This window comes from Micromonospora sp. NPDC126480, from assembly GCF_040302465.1.
Classification (GTDB): domain Bacteria; phylum Actinomycetota; class Actinomycetes; order Mycobacteriales; family Micromonosporaceae; genus Micromonospora.
The window spans coordinates 86,600-105,471 of the sequence record NZ_JBEORU010000013.1 but is presented as its reverse complement, the minus strand read 5'-3'; the positions used below and the strand labels follow the sequence as shown (position 1 = coordinate 105,471).

Genomic DNA, 18,872 nt, shown 5'->3' with positions numbered 1-18,872 from the left:
TCAGTCGATTCCGTGGCTCTGGAGCCACATTTCCAGAAGTCCGAGTTGCCACAGCTTGTTTCCGTTCAGCGGGGTCAGTTCGGCATTCGGGTCAGCGAGCAGCGTGTCGACGTACTCCGCGCGGTACAGGCCCCGGCGGCGGGCCTCGGGGGCGGTGAGCGCGTCGCGTACCCGGTCGAGGAGCTTGCCCTCCAGGTGGGTGAGGCCCGGGACCGGGAAGTAGCCCTTCGGCCGGTCGATCACCTCGTGCGGGAGGACCCGCCGGCCGATCTCCTTGAGCACGCCCTTGCCGCCCTGGGCCAGCTTCAGCTCGGGCGGGCAGCTCGCGGCCAGCTCCACGAACTCGTGGTCGAGGAACGGCACCCGGGCCTCCAACCCGTGCGCCATGGTCATGTTGTCGACCCGCTTCACCGGGTCGTCGGTCAGCATCACCTGGGTGTCGATCCGCAGCCCGGCGTCGACCGCGGTCTCCGCGCCGGGCCGCGCCAGGTGCGCGGCCACGAACTCCCGCGCCGGGTCGCCGTCGGCCAGCCAGGCCTTGTCGAGTACGCGGGCCAGCCCGGCCGCGTCCCGGTCGAAGAACGCCCGCGCGTACGTGTCCAGGGCGTCCTCGCGGGCGACCCGGGCGAGCGGCGGGTACCAGTGGTAGCCGCCCAGGATCTCGTCCGCGCCCTGGCCCGACTGCACCACCTTGACGTGCCGGGCGACCTCCTGGCTGAGCAGGTAGAAGGCCACGCAGTCGTGGCTGACCATCGGCTCGCTCATCGCGGCGACGGCCGCCTCGAGCGGCGGCAGCAGGTCGCCGGTCGGCACCCGGATCTGGTGGTGGTCGGTGTCGAAGGTCCTCGCCACCACGTCGGAGTAGCGGAACTCGTCGCCCTCGCGGCCGCCGACCGCCTCGAAGCCGATGGAGAAGGTGGAGAGTCCCCGCTGTCCCTCGCCGGCCAGCAGCGCCACCACCAGGCTGGAGTCCAGCCCGCCGGAGAGCAGCACGCCGACCGGCACGTCGGCCACCATGCGCCGCCGTACCGCCGTGGTCAGCGACTCCAGCAGGGCCTCCTGCCAGTCCTTCTCCGACCAGTCGGCGCGGTCGGCGTGCCGGGTGAACGAGGGGTCCCAGTAGACGCGTTCGTGGGTGCGGCCGTCCGGCTCGTAGACGCGGACCGTGGCCGGGGGCAGCTTGGTCACTCCCCGCAGGATGGTGCGCGGCGGCGGCACGATGCTGTGGAAGCTCAGGTAGTGCGCGAGGGCGACCGGGTCGATGGCGGTGTCGATCCCGCCGCCGGCCAGCAGCGCGGGCAGGGTGCTGGCGAAGCGCACCACCCCCGGCGACTCGGCCAGGTAGAGCGGCTTGATGCCGAGCCGGTCCCGGGCCAGCACGAGGCGGCCGGTGTCCCGTTCGCTGATCGCCACGGCGAACATGCCGATGAGGTGGTCGACGAAGTCGAGCCCCCACTCGGCGTACGCCTTGAGCACGACCTCGCTGTCGCCGGAGGAGAAGAAGTGGTGGCCCCGGGCCTGAAGCTCGGCGCGCAGTTCGCGGTAGTTGTAGATGCAGCCGTTGAAGACCCCGGCCAGCCCGGCGGCGGCGTCAACCAGCGGCTGCCCGCTCGCGGCGGAGAGGTCGATGATCTGCAGGCGCCGGTGCCCCAGGGCGGTCCGCCCCTGCGCCCACACCCCGCTGTCGTCCGGCCCTCGGTCACTCATCGTGGCCGCCATGCGCTCCACTGCCGATACGTCGGCGCGTGACCCGTCACGGCGGAACTCTCCCGCAAGTCCGCACATGTCGACCGATGCTGCCAGAGGATGTTGCGATTCGCCTGTTGAGACCATGACAGTCTTGTAAAAGCGTTGCTAAAATCCGCGCCCGCGATCACGATGCGTGGTCCTGGTGGACTTGACGGTGGCGGTTCGTACCCCCGGCCGTCACGCTGCGAGGATCGGGACCCCTTACCGGTTGTGACAATCAACGCATCGACGGGACTCGCTGAAGGGGTGACTGGCCGTAAGGGTGGGCCCGCGGCGTCCGCAGCGGGCCCACCACGCGGGAGCGCGGGTTCAGCCGGTGGTTCGGGCGATGCCGACCGGGCAGCTCAGCCCGTTGGGGCCGTGGTTGCAGTAGCCGTTCGGGTTCTTCGTCGGGGCCAGGTACTGCTGGTGGTAGTCCTCGGCGAGGTAGTAGTCGCCGAGCGGGCGGATCTCGGTGGTGATCTCGCCCTTGCCGGCGCGGGCCACGATCGGCGCGAACGCGTCGCGCGACGCCTCGGCGGCGGCGAGCTGCTCGTCCGTGGTCGGGTAGATCGCCGACCGGTACTGGGTGCCCACGTCGTTGCCCTGGCGCATGCCCTGGGTCGGGTCGTGGTTCTCCCAGAAGACCTTGAGCAGGTCCTCGTAGTTGATCAGCGACGGGTCGTACACCACCTGGACGACCTCGGTGTGCCCGGTGCGGCCCGAGCAGACCTCCTCGTACGTCGGGTTCGGCGTGTAGCCACCCGCGTAGCCGGCGGAGGTGGTGAGCACGCCGGGCAGGGTCCAGAACAGCCGCTCGGCGCCCCAGAAACAGCCCATCCCGAAGACGGCGACCTGCGCGCCCTCGGGGAACGGGCCCTTCAGCGGGGTGCCCAGCACCTCGTGCCGATCGGCGACGGGCATCGCAATCAGGCGGCCGGGCAGCGCCTGCTCGGGGGTGATCATCTCGGCCTTCATGCGGCGCAGGAACACGGTGGGGACTCCTCTCGTACCCTTCCCAGCCTGCAACGCCGGAGGGTGCCACTTCCTTACCCGTTCCGGGCGGCCTCAGGCGCCGTCGCGCCGGCACCGCATCCGCAGGCGGAAGCCCCGACATCACCCTTGTCGGGGTACCGACCCCTTCCCGTTGCGGTGATGTCGCCGCTACTTTCCGTATCGGCGGCAGTCGGCGGGCGGCGTGGCCGTTCCGGCCGGGGCGGAAGGGGTGCGGATGGCGGGTTCGCCGATGGTGGAGTTGTTCGCCGGGGAGCTGCGCCGGGCGCGCGGCGCGGCCGGGCTGTCCCAGGAGGCGCTGGCACAGCAGATCAGTTACTCGGCGGCACTGGTGGCCGCGGTGGAGCAGGGCCGGCGGCTGCCCCGCCCGGAGTTCACCACCCGCTGTGACGAGGCGCTGGGCACCGACGGCCTGCTCAGCCGGATCCGGGAGAAGCTCAGCCGCGAGGTGCTGCTGCCCTGGTTCCGTGAGTGGGTGCGGATCGAGCAGGAGGCGACGGCGCTGCGGTCGTACCAGCCGCTGGTCGTCCCGGGCCTGCTGCAGACCGAGGAGTACGCCCGGGCGCTGCACGTCGGCGCCAGCCCACTCGCCGGTGAGGCGATGGAGCAGCAGGTGACCGCCCGCATCGAGCGGCAGGCCGTGCTGCACCAGGCGTCGCCGCCGCAGCTGGTCGCGGTCGTCGACGAGTACGTGCTGCGCCGGCCGGTCGGCGGTGCCGACGTGATGCGGGCGCAGCTGCGCCATCTGGCGGAGCTGAGCCGGCTGCACCACGTCCACCTGCACGTGGTGCCGGCCGCCGTCGGCTCGTACCCCGGCCTGAACGGCGCGTTCGTCGTCGCCACCACGCCCGACGGCGACGACGTGGCCTATCTGGACAACCAGCTCCAGGGGCACGTCGTGTCGCACGGCCCGGACGTACTATCGCTGGTGCGGACCTGGGAGTCGGTGCGTGCCGAGGCGCTGTCCGCCCGGCAGAGCACCGAGCTGATCGAGGAGGCGGCACAGGCATGGACCTGACCGGGGCGGTGTGGGTGAAGAGCACGCGCAGCAGCGGCAACTCCGGCGACTGCGTGGAGGTGGCGCGCAACCTGCCCGGCGTCGTCGCCGTGCGGGACAGCAAGGACCGGCAGGGCCCGGTGCTGGCCTTCCCGCCCGCCGCCTGGCGCGCGTTCGTCGCCACCCCGCCCACCCGCTGACGGGTGAACCCGCTCCCCGCGCCGCCGACGATCGTCGAGGTCCGGCCCGACGCCGACGAGGCGCTGGCCCGGTCGCTGCTGGCGGTGCAGCACGCCGCGTACGCCGTCGAGGCCGCCATGATCGGCGACGACCGCATCCCGCCGCTGCGCGAGACGGTGGCCGACCTACGCGAGGCGTCCCTGCGCTGGCTCGCCGCGTTCGCCGCCGACCTGCCCGGCGTGAAACCCGGTGTCGAGCCTCGACCCGTCGGCGCGATCGCGTGGAGCGAGGACGACACGACCGTGGACATCGACCGCCTGGTGGTCGACCCGGCCGCCCACCGGCGCGGCGTCGGACGGGCTCTCGTCGGCGCGGTGCTGGCCCGAGCCGGTGTGCGTCGCGTCCTCGTCGCCACCGGTCGGGCCAACAGACCGGCCCGTCGCCTCTACGAGTCGCTCGGCTTCACAGCAATTGGGGACGAAGAGGTCATCCCGCACCTCTGGATCTCGCGTTACGCGCTCCACTGAAGATCTCGGAGGGAAACGGCCCCTCGAAGGGCCGAAAGTTTCCAAGATCTCGGGCTAGGCCGCCGCTTTCAGCGCCGCCGCGATGCGGGCGGCGTAGTCGGTCCCCTCGGCATCGTCGGCGTACCGGGTGCGCGGCCAGAAGAAGCCCCGCAGGCCGTCCCCCTTCGTGCGGGGCACGACGTGGGTGTGCAGGTGCGGTACGGACTGCGAGACCCTGTTGTTCATCGCCACGAACGTGCCGCCCGCGCCCAGCCCGCCCTCGACCGCGATCGCCAGCCGCCGGACCAGCCCGAAGTAGCCGGCCAGCGACTCCGGCGGCAGGTCCGCCAGCGTGACCAGGTGCGGACGCGGCACCACCAGCACGTGGCCCTTGAACACCGGCCGGGTGTCGAGAAAGGCCACCCCGTCCGGCTCGTCGACGACCCGGAACGCGGGCACCTCGCCCGCGACGATCCCGCAGAACACGCACGCCGCCATCGCCCCAGGCTAGGCCCTGGACCCTCGCCGTGCCCCGGCGAGGGACTCAGGCCGGGTCGAGGTACGCGTCCCACTCGTCGTCGACCACACCGACCGGCCCGGTCTCGCCGCCCGCCAGGCGCGCCCGGATGTCCGCCTCCCAGGTCAGCGCCCACCTGCGCAAAACGTCGACCTGTGCCTCATCCAGCCCGTAGGACAGGAAGGTCTCCTCGTCGAGATCATGGACGCCGCCGAGGCGGTCGGCCAATTCCGCGAGAGTGAAACCCACCGTGTGTCGCGCACCGGCTGATTCCAGCTCATGCAGGCTCATTCGGCTGTTGGCGGCTCGGACATCAATGTAGTCACGGTGGGCCGCCCGCTCGTGCAAGGCCCGCACCTTCAGGCCGATCGCGTCTTCGAGGGCCAGAACCGGCCCGATGGTGAGATGAGCGGGGGGCCCGATCGCCTCCTTCAGAAGATCAACTTCGCAGGCCACTGCCTCTCCGGTGACCAGCAGACGAGCCATTCGCGGAGTCGCTTCGATGAGACGAGCGGCAAACCCTGCGCCGGCGTACGCATCGGCGAGCCGCTCCGCCACCACAGGAAGCGGCAGGGGGGTGGCGGTTGCGAAGTCGATGTCCCGCGACGGTCGGTTGGTCAACTCGTGTGCCGCGAGCGCGTAACCGCCAGCGAGGACCAGCCCAAGTTCGGTGCCGGCGGCGAAGCCGATGTGCAGAAGCCGTCGATGAAGTTCGTCCATGTCAGGTGCTCAGTCCGGGGAGCTTCCGCTCCCAGAGAGCGATCAGTCGCCGGGAGGTCAACCGCCTGATCCGCGGCCAGTCGGCGCGCAACAGACTGGGGTTGACGTAGCGGATGATGTCTTCCCGTTGGCCGCAGTCCAGCAGTGTCCGATAGAGCGTGAGCCGTTGTCGGGGGTCGGTGACGTCGAACTCGGTAAGGCCGGACCAGGCCAGCCGCACCGGCAGGGCGACCCGGCCGTGGTCGGGGCCGGCCAGCAGGTCGAGCGAGGCCGGAATGCGATCGGCTGCGCCGATGAGACGGGACGGCAGGGCGGTCGGACTCACCCGGCCAGTATCACCCGGCGGTCCGACATCGCACGCCCACCGGGCGCCCCGCCGGGTCGGCCGGTGCGGCAGCGCGGCGGGGTGGCCGGGTCACCAGAGGCTGGCGGGCATCGGGACGGCGGTGCCGACGGCGAAGTTGTCGTGCCAGCGGCGCAGGTCGGTGAGGTACGTGCCGGACGAGCGCAGGACGTGCACGTCCGCCTCCGTGCCCCGGCTGAACGCGACCATGTCGGCCCGGCCGTCGCCGGTGAAGTCGCCGGCCCCCGGAATCGCGCCGCCGCCCGGGAAGATCCAGCCCCAGCGGGTACGCGGGAGGAACCGCGTGCCGGTGGAGAGCGCCACGTCGACGTACCCCTGGTTGAGGTTGACCGCGGCGAGGTCGGCCCTCCGGTCACCGTCGAAGTCGCCGACCACCGGCACCTCGCTGCTGCCGTGGGTGAGGAGATGGTCCAGCCACCAGTACGAGATCACGAAGCCGCTGCCGGTGGAGATGCCGATGTTCACCCTGGTGCCGGTGAAGCGGTCGACCGCGATGACGTCGTCCCGGCCGTCCCCGTTCACGTCCCCGGCCAACGGGACCTGGTCGTCCCCGACGAAGTCGGAGTGCCACCGGACACCGCTGCCGACGAACTGGGTGCCGTCGGAGAGGGCGACGTAGACGTCCCGGACGCCCTCCCGGACGAACGTCGCGAGGTCGGCCCGTCCGTCACCGTTGAAGTCGCCGACCAGCGGCGTCTCCTTGAGGGCGGCGAACCAGGTGTGCCAGCGCTGGCTCGGCCCGAACGAGGTGCCGGTGGAGAGCGCGACGTAGACGTCCGCCGTGTTGCCCCGGGTGAAGGTGATCAGGTCGTCGCGGCGGTCGCCGTTGACGTCCCCGAGCATCGGGAACTCCTGACCCGCCCCGAAGTAGGTGTGCCAGAGCGCGGGTGCGCCGAACGTCGCGCCGTTCGACAGGGCCACGTGCACGTCCGCCGAGGCGCCCCGGGTGAAGCTGACGATGTCGTCGCGGCCGTCCCCGTTGACGTCGGCGTGCCGCCCGGAGAAGCCGTCGTTGCCCGGCCCGCCCGGGTCGGCGTACAGGACCAGGTTGGGTGCGCCCGCCGGGTCGGCCATCCGGTCCCGGGTGGCCTCGTCGGCCAGCCGCGCGGCCACGGTCGGCGGTGACGCGGTGGGGAAGCGTTGCAGGTAGCGGGCCACCGCACCGGTGACGATGGGCGCGGCCGCGGACGTGCCGCCGAAGTCCAGGGTGGTGGAGGTGTCGCTGACGGCGGTCGTGGTGGGGATCCGGTCGCCGAAGGAGAACAGGTCCACGCACGGGCCGAAGTTCGAGCCCGGCAACCGGTCCCGCAGGGCGTGCACCATGCCCACGGTGATCACGTCCGGTACCCGGGCGGGCGAGAATTCGCAGGCGTCGCGGCCGTGGTTGCCGGCGGCGGCGACGACCGGGATGCCCGCCGCGAGCACCGCGCCGACGGCGGCGTCGAGAGCCGGGTTCGCCGTCGTCGCCAGGCTGACGTTGACCACCGCCGGCCGCACCGCGTTCCGGACGATCCAGTCGAGCGCCGAGATGGCCCACTCGACCTGCCCCGGCGTGCAGCCACCCACCCGGACGGTGTGCAGGCGTACGCCCTTCGCCACGCCGTGCACCCGCCCACCGATCACACCGGCCACCTGCGTGCCGTGCCCGGAACAGTCGCCGGTGCCCCACCGGTCGATGCCCTGCGGCACGAAGTTCACGTCCCCGGTGGCCCGCCCGCCGAAGTCGGTGTGCGTGTGCCGCATCCCGCTGTCCACCACGTAGACGTGCACGCCCTGGCCGGTGGTGTCGTAGGTGTACGCGTCGTTCCACTCGCCGCCGTGCTGGTCGAGGGCGTCGAGGTGCCACGGCGGGTCGATCTGGGTGTCCTGCGGGACCAGCAGCGAGTTCTGGGCCACATACGCCACCTGGGGCTCCTGGCTGAGCCGGCGGGCGTCGGCCGCGGACAGCCGGGCCGCGAACCCGGGGAGCGCCGCCCGGTAGCTGGCCCCCAGCACGCCGTGGTGCCGGCGCAGCAGGGAGCGTGCGCTGCCGTCGACGTCCCGCGCGGCGTCACCGCGCAGCGCCACGATCCAACTGTCGGCCACCCCGCCGGCGAGGGCCGGGGCGAACTTCTCCGTCGCGAAGGCCGGGGCCGGTGCCGCGAGCGACCCGGACGCCGTGGCCAGGAGGCAGGCGGCGGCCGCGGCCAGGATCCGGCGGCGGCGCGGGAGACGAGCCATGGGATCTCCTCGGGGGTACGCCGGCCGGGCGGGGGACGGTCCGGCGGCGGTCCCCCGCATGGTGGCAGAGCCACGCCACGGCACGACCCGACGTGACCACGGCCGGGTTCCATACGCTGGGACGGACTGGACGACTAACGTTCCGGGAATGAGTCACGGCTTCGAGACGCTCGCCATCCACGCCGGCCAGGACCCCGAGGCCCGCACCGGCGCGGTGATCCCACCGATCTACCAGACCAGCACGTACGCGCAGGACGCGGTCGGCGCGCCCCGCCAGGGCTACGAGTACAGCCGCTCCGGCAACCCGACGCGGGACGCGCTCCAGGAGTGCCTGGCCGCGCTGGAGGGCGGCGCCGTCGGGCTCGCCTTCGCCAGCGGCCTCGCCGCCGAGGACACCCTGCTCCGCACCGCCTGCAAGCCGGGTGACCACGTCGTCATCCCGGACGACGCCTACGGCGGCACCTACCGGCTCTTCGCGAAGGTCGCCGAGCGGTGGGGCCTCACGTACACCCCGGCGAAGGTCTCCGACATCGACGCCGTGCGGGCCGCGATCCGGCCGGGCAGCACGAGGATCGTCTGGCTGGAGACCCCCACCAACCCGCTGCTCGGCATCGCCGACATCGCCGCCCTCGCGGCGGTCGCGCACGACGCGGGGGCGCTGCTGGTCGTGGACAACACGTTCGCCTCGCCGTACCTGCAGCAGCCGATCGCGCTCGGCGCGGACGTCGTGGTGCACTCGACGACCAAGTACATCGGCGGCCACTCCGACGTGGTCGGCGGCGCGCTGATCGCGGCCGACGCCGGGCTCGGCGAGGAACTGCGCTACCACCAGAACGCGATGGGCGCGGTCAACGGCCCGTTCGACGCGTGGCTCACGCTGCGCGGCATCAAGACCCTCGGCGTACGCATGGACCGGCACTGCGACAACGCCGAGCGCATCGCCGCGTACCTGGACGGGCACGCCAAGGTCGGCGAGGTCATCTACCCCGGCCTGCCCGCGCACCCCGGCCACGAGGTGGCGGCGAAGCAGATGCGCCGCTTCGGCGGGATGATCTCCTTCCGCGCCGCCGGCGGCGAGGAGCACGCCGTGGAGATCTGCAACCGGGCGAAGCTCTTCGTGCTCGCCGAGTCGCTGGGCGGGGTGGAGTCCCTGATCGAGCATCCGGGCCGGATGACACACGCAAGTGCGGCCGGCTCGCCGCTTGAAGTTCCCGGCGATCTCGTGCGACTGTCTGTCGGCATCGAGACGGTCGACGACCTGCTCGCCGATCTGGAGCAGGCGCTGGGCTGACCGCGGGCTGGGGAGGGTGGCCGTGCAGGACATCATGCCGACCTGGGTGGGGGCGACCGCCAAGCAGATAGCCCGGGGGGTACGCCGGGGTGACGTCTCCGCCACGCAGGTCGTGGCGGACCACCTCGACCACCTGGCCCGCACCGACACCGAGCTGGCCGCGTTCCGCGCGGTCCGGGGCGGCGAGGCGGTCACCGAGGCGGAGAAGGTCGACGAGCAGGAGGATCTGGCCAACCTGCCCCTCGCCGGCGTACCGGTCGCCATCAAGGAGAACACCGCGGTCGCCGGGCTGCCCACCTGGAACGGCTCGGCCGCCGTGCGTACGCCGGTGGCGGAGGCCGACCACGAGGTGGTCCGGCGGCTGCGCGGTGCCGGCGCGGTGATCCTCGGCGTGACCCGGATGCCGGAGCTGGGCCTGTGGGGCGTCACCGACGACGAGACCGCGGTGACCCGCAACCCCTGGGACCTCACGCGTACCCCCGGCGGCTCCTCCGGTGGCTCGGCCGCCGCGGTGGCCGCCGGGCTGGTGCCGATCGCCCACGCCAACGACGGGCTCGGATCGATCCGGATCCCGGCCGCCTGCTGCGGGCTGGTCGGCCTCAAGCCCGGGCGCGGCGTGGTGCCCTGCCAGCTCGGTGCGGACGACTGGTTCGGTCTCACCGAACACGGCATGCTGACCACCACCGTCGCCGACGCGGCGGTCGGGTTCCAGGTGCTCGCGGGCCGCCCGCAGGAGAAGCTGGTCCCGCCGCAGCGGCTGCGCGTCGGTGTGTCGCTGCGCTCCCCGGTGCGCGGCGTGTCGCCGGACGCGCCGAACCGGGACGCGGTCGCCGCCGCCGGCCGGCTCCTCGCCGCCGCCGGGCACGACACCGTGCCGGCCGACCCGGTCTATCCGACCGCGCTCGGCCTGCAGGGCATCGCGACCTGGTTCGCGGCGGCCGCCGCCGACGTCCGCGCCGCCGGGCTGGACCGGCGGAGCCTCCAGAGGCGCAGCCGCCGGCACGTCACGTTCGGCGAGTGGGCGCAGCGCCGGGGGTACGTGCGGGAGGCCGACCGGGCCGCCTGGCGCGAGCGTTCGATCGGGTTCTTCACCGACCACTCGGTCGACCTGCTGCTCACCCCGGCCCTGGCCAGCGTGCCGCCGGAGGCGAACAGCTGGTCGGCCCGCTCCTGGCGGGCGAACATGGCCACCAACATCCGGTACGCCCCGTACGCGGCCCCGTGGAACATCGCCGGCCTGCCGGCGATCGTGATCCCGGTCGGCCGCCGCCCGGACGGCCTCCCGGTGGCGGTCCAGCTGGTCGGTCCGCCCGGCAGCGAGCTGCTCCTGCTCGGCGTCGCCGGTCAGTTCGAGATGCAGGCCCCGTGGACCCGCCACGCCCCCGGCTACCCCCGCGTGACAACCCCGACCCGCTGACGCCCGAGCCCCGCGATCCTGCACGGGCTGCCCGGCAGAGTGGTGCAAAGGGTGCGTATCAAGGGCAGAAACTGCATGATCGCGGGGAGGGGCGGCGAGTTCGGGGCCGGGCCGGGTGGCACGATCGGGGCATGACGGAACTGGTCAGCCTGGAGGACGTACGGGCCGCGCGGGAACTGCTCGCCGGTGTCGTCCGGACCACCCCGATGGAGCCCTCGCGGCCGCTCAGCGCGGCGCTCGGCGGGCCGACGTGGCTGAAGTGCGAGAACCTGCAACGCGCCGGCTCGTACAAGGTGCGCGGGGCGTACGTGCGGATCTCCCGGCTGTCCGAGGCGGAGCGGGCCAACGGTGTGGTCGCCGCCAGCGCCGGCAACCACGCCCAGGGCGTGGCGCTCGCCGCCGGCCTGGTCGGCACGCAGGCCACCGTGTTCATGCCGGTGAACGCGCCGCTGCCGAAGGTGGCGGCCACCAAGGGGTACGGCGCCCAGGTCGAACTCGTCGGCAACACCGTCGACGAGTCGCTGGTGGCCGCCCAGACCTACGCCGACCGCACCGGCGCCACCCTGATCCACCCGTTCGACCACCGGGACGTGATCGCCGGACAGGGCACGGTGGCGCTGGAGATCCTCGAGCAGTGCCCGGACGTGAAGACCATCGTCACCGGTGTGGGCGGCGGTGGCCTGGTCTCCGGGATGGCGGTCGCGGCGAAGACCCTGCGACCGGACGTACGCGTCGTCGGCGTGCAGGCCGCCAGCGCCGCCGCCTTCCCGCCCTCGCTGGTGGCCGGCGAGCCGGTACGACTGCCGTCGTTCACCACGATCGCGGACGGCATCGCCGTCGGCCGCCCGGGCGAGCTGACCTTCCTGCACGTCCGCAAGCTGGTCGACGAGATCGTGACGGTCTCCGAGGAGGACATCTCCCGCGCGTTGCTGATGCTGCTGGAGCGGGGCAAGCAGGTGGTCGAGCCGGCCGGCGCGGTCGGGGTGGCGGCGCTGCTGACCGGCGCCGTCGAGGTCGAGGCCCCGGTGGTGGCGGTGCTCTCCGGCGGCAACATCGACCCGCTGCTGATGCTTCGCGTCATCGAGCACGGCCTCGCGGCGGCCGGCCGCTACCTGCGGTTCACCGTCCGCTGCTCGGACCGGCCCGGGCAGCTCGCCTCGCTGCTGGGCGAGATCGCCGAGCACCGGGCGAACGTGGTGGACGTGGAGCACCAGCGGGCGAACCCGCATCTGCGGCTCGGCGAGGTCGAGGTGGCGCTGTCGGTGGAGACCCGCGGTGTGGAGCACTCGGACACGCTGATCAGCGCGCTGCGGGCCAGCGGCTACCAGGTGGTCTTCGCCGGTGAGGCGTGATCCCGGGCCCCCGGGCCGGCACCGGTGCGGAGACGGCGACGCGCCGGGGCCCCAGGGGCGCCGGCGCGTCGGGAACGGGCGTGCTCAGCCGCTGAACGGCTCGAAGGCGACCACGGTCACCTTGATGTCGGCGCCGCTCGGCGCGGTGTAGGTGCAGGTCTGGCCCGGGCGGCAGCCGAGGATGGCCTTGCCGATGGCGGACTCCGGGCTGTAGACCGTCAGGTCGGTGGTCGACGCGATTTCGCGGGAGCCGAGCAGGAACCGCTCGGTGTCGTCCTTGTCGTCGTCGAAGTAGATCGTCACGACCATGCCGGGCGCGACCGTGTCGGCGGTGGGCGCCTCGCCCACCTGCGCGGTGCGCAGCAGCTCCTTCAGATAGAGGATGCGCCCCTCGGCCTTGCCCTGCTCCTCGCGGGCGGCGTGGTAGCCGCCGTTCTCCCGCAGGTCGCCCTCTTCGCGCCGGGCGTTGATCTCGGCGGCGATTACCGGCCGGTTGGCGATCAGCTCGTCGAGCTCCGCCTGGAGGCGGTCGTGCGCCTCCTGCGACAGCCAGGTGGCGGGCGCCTCGTTGCCAGTGGACACAGGCGATCTCCTCAGTCTTGCGTGCTGGCTGACAGGTGAACTTCCAAGTTACCAGTGACCGCCGACACGGCGTGTCGACGATCACTGACCGGCCCTCCGCGGGACGGTCACGCCAGCACCGGCGACCGCCCTCCGGCGCCGGTCAGATCGGGATCGGCGCCGGTCAGTCCGGCGCTCGGCAGCGCAGGACCTCGCCGATGAAGGGACGGGCGGTGGTCACCAGGCGGTGCTGCGTCGTCACCTGCCGCTCGCCGGGCCGGGCGGTAACCGTGACCTGCTCGCGGGCGACCTCCGCGCCGGCCCGGTCCCGGGCGCGCAGCAGGCACACTGCGGACCCGCCCGGCGGCACGGTGACCCGGAAGTCGACGAGCACCTGTGTGTCGGTGATCCCGGTGTAGGTGATCACCGTCGCCTTGTACTCCGGGCCGTACTGCTGGTAGAGCCGGACCACGATCAGGCCGAGGGCCGCCACCAGGGCGAGCCCCAGCAGCGCGGCCAGCAGCGGGCGGCGGCGCCCCGGCTCGCGGCGTCGCCCGTACCGGCCGGGCGGGAAGACCGGCGCGCCGGACGGGATTGTGGCGTGCGTCTCGCTCACCGGCGGGTATCTCCTGGCGTCGTTGTCGGGGGCATCGGCAAGAATGGCAGGGTTCCATTCTCCCAGCCGGCCGAATGCGTCAAGCATCTCAGGCCGGTGCCGGCGGGTTTCGCCACGGGGGGAGTATTCCGGCAGGTCAGCTGGGCGGCCCGGGGGCGGACCGCCGGGGGCAGAGACGAGGAGCGCCGACGTTGGCAGAGCGACTGCGACTCATGGCCGTCCACGCACACCCGGACGACGAGTCGAGCAAGGGTGCGGCGACCACCGCGAAATATGTCGCCGAGGGGGTGGACGTCCTGGTCGTGACGTGCACCGGCGGCGAGCGTGGCAGTGTGCTCAACCCGAAGATGGACCGGCCCGACGTCTGGGCCAACATCGCCGACATCCGCCGGGCCGAGATGGACGCCGCCCGCGCGATCCTCGGCGTGGAGCAGGCCTGGCTCGGCTTCGTCGACTCGGGCCTGCCGGAGGGCGACCCGCTGCCGCCGCTGCCCGAGGGCTGCTTCGCCCTCCAGGACGTGGCCGACGCCGCCGGGCCGCTGGTGCGCCTGATGCGCGAGTTCCGGCCGCACGTCGTCACCACGTACGACGAGGAGGGCGGATACCCGCACCCCGACCACATCATGACCCACAAGGTCAGCGTGGCCGCGTTCGAGGCCGCCGGTGACCCGGAGCGCTATCCGGGCCTCGGCGAGCCCTGGCAGCCGCTGAAGCTCTACTACGACATCGGCTTCTCCAAGGGCAAGATCCTCGCGCTGCACGAGACGCTGCTCGCCGCCGGCCTCGAGTCGCCGTACGAGGAGTGGCTCAAGCGGTGGGAGGATCGGCCGGACAAGGGCCCGCGGATCACCACCCGGGTCGAGTGCGCGGAATACTTCCCGGTCCGCGACGACGCGCTGCGCGCCCACGCGACCCAGATCGACCCGGACGGCTTCTGGTTCCAGGTGCCGATGGAGTTGCAGAAGCGCGCCTGGCCGACGGAGGACTTCGAGCTCGTCCGGTCGCTTGTCGACAGCCCGCTGCCCGAGTCGGACCTCTTCGCGGGCGTACGCGAGACGGCGCATGCCTGCTGATCCTGCCCGGGCGTACGCTGGTCACCAACCGCTCATCGGAGGGACGCCATGCTGACCGCTGCCCAGGTGCTCGCCCAGAACAACTTCGGGGACACCCGCACGGGTGGCCTGGCCGGCCCGATGGGTCTGTTCCTGATCCTCGTTCTGGCCACCGCGACCGTTCTGCTGATCCGCAACATGAACGCGCGGCTGCGCCGCCTGCCCGACCGGTTCCCGCACCAGGGCGGCCCGGGCGACGCCGATCGGGCGGACGCGGCAGTCGTTGATCCGACAGACGGCACGGGACCGCAGGATTCATCGTCGAACCCGCCCAACGGGCTCCAGCAGCGCTGAAACGGGTAGTCCCCGCATGATTCACGGCCGAGCGGGCCGTCACCCCCTGTTGCGGCCACCGGTATTGGCTTAGCCTTCCGCCGGGGGGACGGAAAGTCCTTCAGCCGTGCGCGGGAGGGGGCGCCGATGACCAGCACAGCAGCGGCTGCCCGGCATACCCTCGTGCGGCCCGCCACCGGGGCGGGTCGGTGACCTCCGCCCCGGCCGGGCGGTCGCGGGTCGAGGCCCGCGACGCCCCGACGCGAGCCCTCCTGCTCACGGCCGCGGTGGCGGCGACGGCCCTGGTCGCGGCGGTCGTCGGCCTCACGCTGCCGGCTGGCCTGCCCGCCGACGACCCCCTCGGTGGCCCCGCCCGGTTCGGGCTGGCGGTCGGCGTGTTCGCGCTCGCACAGCTCGCCCGGCTCCGCTTCCGGGCCGCCGCCGGCGTCGTCAACATCACCTGGGGCGAGGCCGCCCTCATCGTCTGCCTCCACCAGGTGCCCGCGAACTGGCTTCCGGCCGCCACCCTGCTCGGCGCCGGGCTGGCCTGGTCCGCGATGTCGCTGTTCGGTGAGCGCCGGCCGGCGCTGGAGCTCGTCCGGATAGCGTCGTCCCTGGCCGCGGCGACCGCGCTGGCCGTGTCGGTCACCACCGCTCTGGGCCGGCCGTTGCTGGCCGCGCCGACCCCGCCCCTCGCGTTGGCCGTGGTCGCGGGCGCGGTCACCTACCTGTTCGCGAGCGCCTGGCTCGGCGGGGTCAGCCTGACGCTGCGCCACGGCACCTCGATGGCCAGCCTGCTGGTCGCGGCTCTGCGCGGCAAGCTGCTGATGTTCGTCGGTAACGTCCTGGTGGGCCTGGTCGTGGTGGCCCTGCTGGAGGTGGACCCGCGCTGGCTGCTGCTGCTCCCGCCGCCGCTGTGGCTGCTTCAGCAGACCTATCGGCACCGGCTGCGCGCCGACCAGGAGCGGCGGGCCTGGCGCGCCTTCGCCGAGGCGACGGCGGCGCTCAACCAGCTCGACGAGCGGGGCGTGGCGACGGCAGCGGTGAGCGGTGCGCTGACGCTGTTCCAGGCCGAACTGGTCGATGTGGACGTGGCGCGCGGCGACGGCCGGTTTCGACGGTACCGGGGTGACGCGGGCGGCCAGGTGGTCGACCGGGAAGTCGGGCCGCCCGACACCGCCGACCCGGACGAGCGCGACCTGGTCCGGCCGCTCGCCGTCGGTGCCACGCCCGTCGGCCATCTGCGGGTCCGGTTCCCCCGCTCGGCGCCGCCCAGTGACCGGGAGCGCGACGCGCTCGCCGCGTACGGCGACGCGCTGGCGGCCGCCCTGCACGATGCGGCTACCCACCGGGAGCTGCGGCTGGTCATCGCCCGCTCGTCGTACGAGGCGGTGCACGACCCGCTGACCGGGCTGGTCAACCGGGCGGCCATGCTCGGCAAGGGTGACCAGGCGCTGCGGCAGCTCGCGCACGACCACCCGGTGGCGCTGTTGCTGCTGGACATCAACCAGTTCAAGGAGGTCAACGACACCCTCGGGCACGCCGCCGGCGATCAGCTGCTCCGGCTGACCGCCAACCGGCTGGGTGCGCTGGCCCGTGGCGGCGACCTGCTCGGGCGGCTCGGGGGCGACGAGTTCGCTCTGCTGGTGACGTCGGTACCGGTGATCGGGGACCGGACCGCCCCGATGGCGTACGCGCTGCGCCAGGCCCGGGAGATCGCCGAGCGGCTCGCCGCACCGACGGAGGTGGCCGGCGTCCGGATGTCCGTCGAGGTGTCGGTCGGCGTGGTGGTCGCCGACGCCGGCACCGCCGACATGACGGAGCTGCTGCGGCGCGCCGACATCGCGATGTACCAGGCGAAGGAGGGTGGCGGCAGCGTCGCCGCGTACGACTCGACCCGGGATGCGGCCAGCACCGACCAGCTCGCCCTGCTGGCCGAGCTGCGTGAGGCCCTCGCGGCCGACGACCAACTGGTGCTGGCCCTGCAACCGGCTGTCGACCTGGCGACCGGCGCGCCGACCGGGGTGGAGGCGCTGATCCGGTGGCGGCACCCGCGGCGCGGCTGGCTGAGCCCGCACGACTTCATCCGCCCGGTGGAGAACAGCGAGCAGTTGGGGACCTTCACCCGGTACGTGCTGGACAAGGCGCTCGGCGTTGCGGCGCAGTGGACCCGGGAGGGCCTGGACCTGCCCATCTCGGTGAACCTGTCCGCCCGCAGCCTGCTCGACCCCCGGCTGCCCGCGGAGATCGCGGACGCGCTGCGCCGCCACCAGGTGCCGGCGCACCGGCTGGTCCTGGAGATCACCGAGACCGTGGTGATGAGCGAGTTGGAGGTCATCGACGAGGTGCTGACCACGCTGCGCACGATGGGCGTGCAGCTGGCGGTCGACGACTTCGGCACCGGTTTCTCGTCGCTGACCTTCCTCACCCGGATCGCGGTGGACGAGCTGAAGGTGGACCGTTCCTTCGTCATCCGGATGGCCGACTCGCCGGAGGCGGCGGCGATCGTGCGTACCACCGTGGGGCTCGCCCAGGAGCTGGGGCTGCGGGTGGTCGCCGAGGGCGTGGAGACCGCCGAGCAGCGCAGCGCGCTGGCCGAGCTGGGCTGCACCGCCGCGCAGGGCTACCACTTCTTCAAGCCGATGCCCGCCGACAAGATCGGTGCCGTCCTCGGCACCCTGCTCGACGATGCCCGCCCCCGGGTCCTCCCCCTCCGCACCGCCACCGACGACGCCTCCTGACCCCCCACCCCGGCCCCCGGCCCACCCACCGCCGAGGTTGATCAAGAGGTTTGGGGCACCGGACGGGCACCTGGGACACCAAAACTTCTTGATCACCGGGAGCTGGGGGGCCGGGGGCCGGGGGCTGGGGGCTGGGGGCTGGGGGGTAGGGGGTTACGCGCGGGGGAGAACCAGGGGGAGGACGGTGGGCAGGGCGGCCCAGTCGGCGCTGGCGATGCTGGCGTGGCGGGCGGCCAGGTCGGCCAGCCTCGCGCGGGCGGCGTCCGGGTCCGCGCCGACGGCCGGGGGCACGTTCTGGGCGTCGGTCATGATCAGCAGATAGTTGTTGGCCGAGTACCAGGCGGTGTCCATGCCGCCGGTCACGTACGCGGTGGCGTCCCCGTCGAAGAGCACGAACCAGGGGCGCAGACCGGCGTCGGCGTACCGGGTGCGGGGATCGCCGGCCTGGGCGCGGTGCACGGCCGGGAAGGCCTGCACCCGGCCCAGGTTGCCGGCGGCGGCGAGAGCGGCCAGGTGGCGGGCGTACTCGACGTCGGTCCAGAGCACGTCCGTCGGGTTGTTCTCCTCGACCGTGCCGGGAATCAGCTCGACGACGACCTTACCGGCGAGCTGGGCGCGGGTCGGCCAGGCGTCGGCGCGGGCGGCGGCGTCCAGTGTGGGGTGCGACCCGCGCAGCTGGGCGGGGGTGAACACGCGGTCGCCGAGCCGCGCGGCGAGCACCGCGTCGAGCTGGGCCGGACCCTGGCCGGTGCGGCTGCTGAACCCCGTCTTCAGCTCCAGCTTGAGGATCAGCGGACCGGCGTCCGGGTGGGCGCCCAGCCACAGTCGGATGTTGTCCAGGCAGTGTTCCAGGTTGCGGTTGCGTGTTCCGGTGTAGAGCTGCGCGGCGCTTGTCGCGGCCACGCAGTTGTTGTCGTTGCCGAGCGGGTTGGAGTGGCTCACCCGCCACTGCCGAGTGAATATGTCGGGCCAGACGTCCAGCTCGATCAGGCCGGGACGGGCGTCGAGCGCCTGCGCCAGGTAGGGGTACGTCGCCTTTTCGTACGCGTTGTGTGTGCCGACGGCGGTGGTGGCCGAGACCCGGGTGGCCGGGTCGACCGACGCCCGCGCGGGCGCGGGGCTGAGCAGGGCCGCGGCGAGCGTGCCGGCGGCGAGGGCGGACAGGAGGGGGAGTCTGCGCATCGGCCTGGTCTCCTTCGGTCGGCGTATGCACAGATCCAAGTAGATAAATGTGAACGACGGAAGGCGCGCGACCGACGGCCG

Annotated in this window: 18 protein-coding genes; 9 read left to right on the top strand and 9 right to left on the bottom strand. The window is 72.9% G+C overall.

The genetic code is table 11. The features are described from left to right. Both ABTW87_RS14785 and msrA read right to left on the bottom strand, forming a co-directional pair. Window positions 1-1,785: an N-acetylglutaminylglutamine amidotransferase gene (locus ABTW87_RS14785; protein WP_350651338.1), complete on the bottom strand. Its 1,785-nt coding sequence runs from the start codon at window positions 1,783-1,785 to the stop codon at window positions 1-3. A 273-nt stretch (window positions 1,786-2,058) separates the two neighbouring features. After that, window positions 2,059-2,721, bottom strand: a complete 663-nt coding sequence (gene msrA, locus ABTW87_RS14780) for a peptide-methionine (S)-S-oxide reductase MsrA (protein WP_350651337.1) — start codon at window positions 2,719-2,721, stop codon at window positions 2,059-2,061. 238 nt (window positions 2,722-2,959) lie between these two features. Here msrA and ABTW87_RS14775 point away from each other — a divergent pair, with 238 nt between their 5' ends. Genes ABTW87_RS14775 through ABTW87_RS14765 form a run of 3 tightly spaced genes read left to right on the top strand, consistent with a single transcriptional unit; the run spans window position 2,960 to window position 4,446 of the window. Then, window positions 2,960-3,760 carry a helix-turn-helix domain-containing protein gene (locus ABTW87_RS14775; protein WP_350651336.1) on the top strand — a complete coding sequence of 267 codons (801 nt, stop codon included), beginning with the start codon at window positions 2,960-2,962 and terminating at the stop codon, window positions 3,758-3,760. Then, entirely contained in the window at window positions 3,751-3,939 is a 189-nt protein-coding gene (locus ABTW87_RS14770) for a DUF397 domain-containing protein (protein ID WP_350651335.1), read from the top strand. Before ABTW87_RS14775 ends, ABTW87_RS14770 begins: the two co-directional genes overlap by 10 nt. A 3-nt stretch (window positions 3,940-3,942) precedes the next feature. After that, on the top strand, window positions 3,943-4,446 hold the full coding sequence (locus ABTW87_RS14765; RefSeq protein WP_350651334.1) for a GNAT family N-acetyltransferase: 504 nt from the start codon (window positions 3,943-3,945) through the stop codon (window positions 4,444-4,446). Window positions 4,447-4,500: 54 nt separating this feature from the next. Here the strand turns inward: ABTW87_RS14765 and ABTW87_RS14760 are convergent, their stop codons facing one another. The 4 genes from ABTW87_RS14760 to ABTW87_RS14745 form a co-directional block, all read right to left on the bottom strand. Further along, a complete protein-coding gene (locus ABTW87_RS14760) occupies window positions 4,501-4,923 on the bottom strand; it encodes an HIT family protein (protein ID WP_350651333.1) in 423 nt (140 codons plus the stop codon). A gap of 46 nt (window positions 4,924-4,969) precedes the next feature. After that, the gene (locus ABTW87_RS14755) at window positions 4,970-5,662 is read right to left on the bottom strand and encodes a nucleotidyl transferase AbiEii/AbiGii toxin family protein (protein ID WP_350651332.1); all 693 of its coding nucleotides are present in this window, start codon (window positions 5,660-5,662) and stop codon (window positions 4,970-4,972) included. A 1-nt stretch (window position 5,663) separates the two neighbouring features. Continuing rightward, window positions 5,664-5,987 carry a hypothetical protein gene (locus ABTW87_RS14750; protein ID WP_350651331.1) on the bottom strand — a complete coding sequence of 108 codons (324 nt, stop codon included), beginning with the start codon at window positions 5,985-5,987 and terminating at the stop codon, window positions 5,664-5,666. 90 nt (window positions 5,988-6,077) lie between these two features. Then, window positions 6,078-8,246 (bottom strand): S8 family serine peptidase, encoded by a 2,169-nt coding sequence (locus ABTW87_RS14745; protein WP_350651330.1) that lies wholly within the window; start codon window positions 8,244-8,246, stop codon window positions 6,078-6,080. Window positions 8,247-8,394: 148 nt separating this feature from the next. Between ABTW87_RS14745 and ABTW87_RS14740 the strand changes: the two genes are divergently transcribed. The 3 genes from ABTW87_RS14740 (at window position 8,395) to ilvA (ending at window position 12,306) form a co-directional block, all read left to right on the top strand. Then, window positions 8,395-9,537, top strand: coding sequence for a cystathionine gamma-synthase (locus tag ABTW87_RS14740; RefSeq protein WP_350651329.1), 1,143 nt, complete (start codon window positions 8,395-8,397; stop codon window positions 9,535-9,537). Between the two features lie 16 nt (window positions 9,538-9,553). Further along, entirely contained in the window at window positions 9,554-10,954 is a 1,401-nt protein-coding gene (locus ABTW87_RS14735) for an amidase (RefSeq protein WP_350651328.1), read from the top strand. 131 nt (window positions 10,955-11,085) lie between these two features. After that, window positions 11,086-12,306, top strand: coding sequence for a threonine ammonia-lyase (gene ilvA / locus ABTW87_RS14730; protein ID WP_350651327.1), 1,221 nt, complete (start codon window positions 11,086-11,088; stop codon window positions 12,304-12,306). 84 nt (window positions 12,307-12,390) lie between these two features. Here ilvA and greA read toward each other — a convergent pair whose 3' ends face one another. Further along, entirely contained in the window at window positions 12,391-12,888 is a 498-nt protein-coding gene (greA, locus tag ABTW87_RS14725) for a transcription elongation factor GreA (RefSeq protein WP_350651326.1), read from the bottom strand. Window positions 12,889-13,051: 163 nt separating this feature from the next. Beyond that, on the bottom strand, window positions 13,052-13,483 hold the full coding sequence (locus ABTW87_RS14720) for a DUF4307 domain-containing protein (protein ID WP_350651325.1): 432 nt from the start codon (window positions 13,481-13,483) through the stop codon (window positions 13,052-13,054). 191 nt (window positions 13,484-13,674) lie between these two features. Between ABTW87_RS14720 and mca the strand changes: the two genes are divergently transcribed. From mca to ABTW87_RS14705, 3 genes are all read left to right on the top strand, one after another. After that, on the top strand, window positions 13,675-14,556 hold the full coding sequence (gene mca, locus ABTW87_RS14715) for a mycothiol conjugate amidase Mca (protein ID WP_350651324.1): 882 nt from the start codon (window positions 13,675-13,677) through the stop codon (window positions 14,554-14,556). A gap of 48 nt (window positions 14,557-14,604) precedes the next feature. Next, window positions 14,605-14,889, top strand: coding sequence for a hypothetical protein (locus ABTW87_RS14710; RefSeq protein ID WP_350651323.1), 285 nt, complete (start codon window positions 14,605-14,607; stop codon window positions 14,887-14,889). Between the two features lie 188 nt (window positions 14,890-15,077). Beyond that, a complete protein-coding gene (locus ABTW87_RS14705) occupies window positions 15,078-17,609 on the top strand; it encodes a putative bifunctional diguanylate cyclase/phosphodiesterase (RefSeq protein ID WP_350651322.1) in 2,532 nt (843 codons plus the stop codon). Between the two features lie 153 nt (window positions 17,610-17,762). Here the strand turns inward: ABTW87_RS14705 and ABTW87_RS14700 are convergent, their stop codons facing one another. Continuing rightward, entirely contained in the window at window positions 17,763-18,791 is a 1,029-nt protein-coding gene (locus tag ABTW87_RS14700) for a phosphatidylinositol-specific phospholipase C domain-containing protein (RefSeq protein WP_350651321.1), read from the bottom strand. Between the last annotated feature and the right edge of the window lie 81 nt (window positions 18,792-18,872).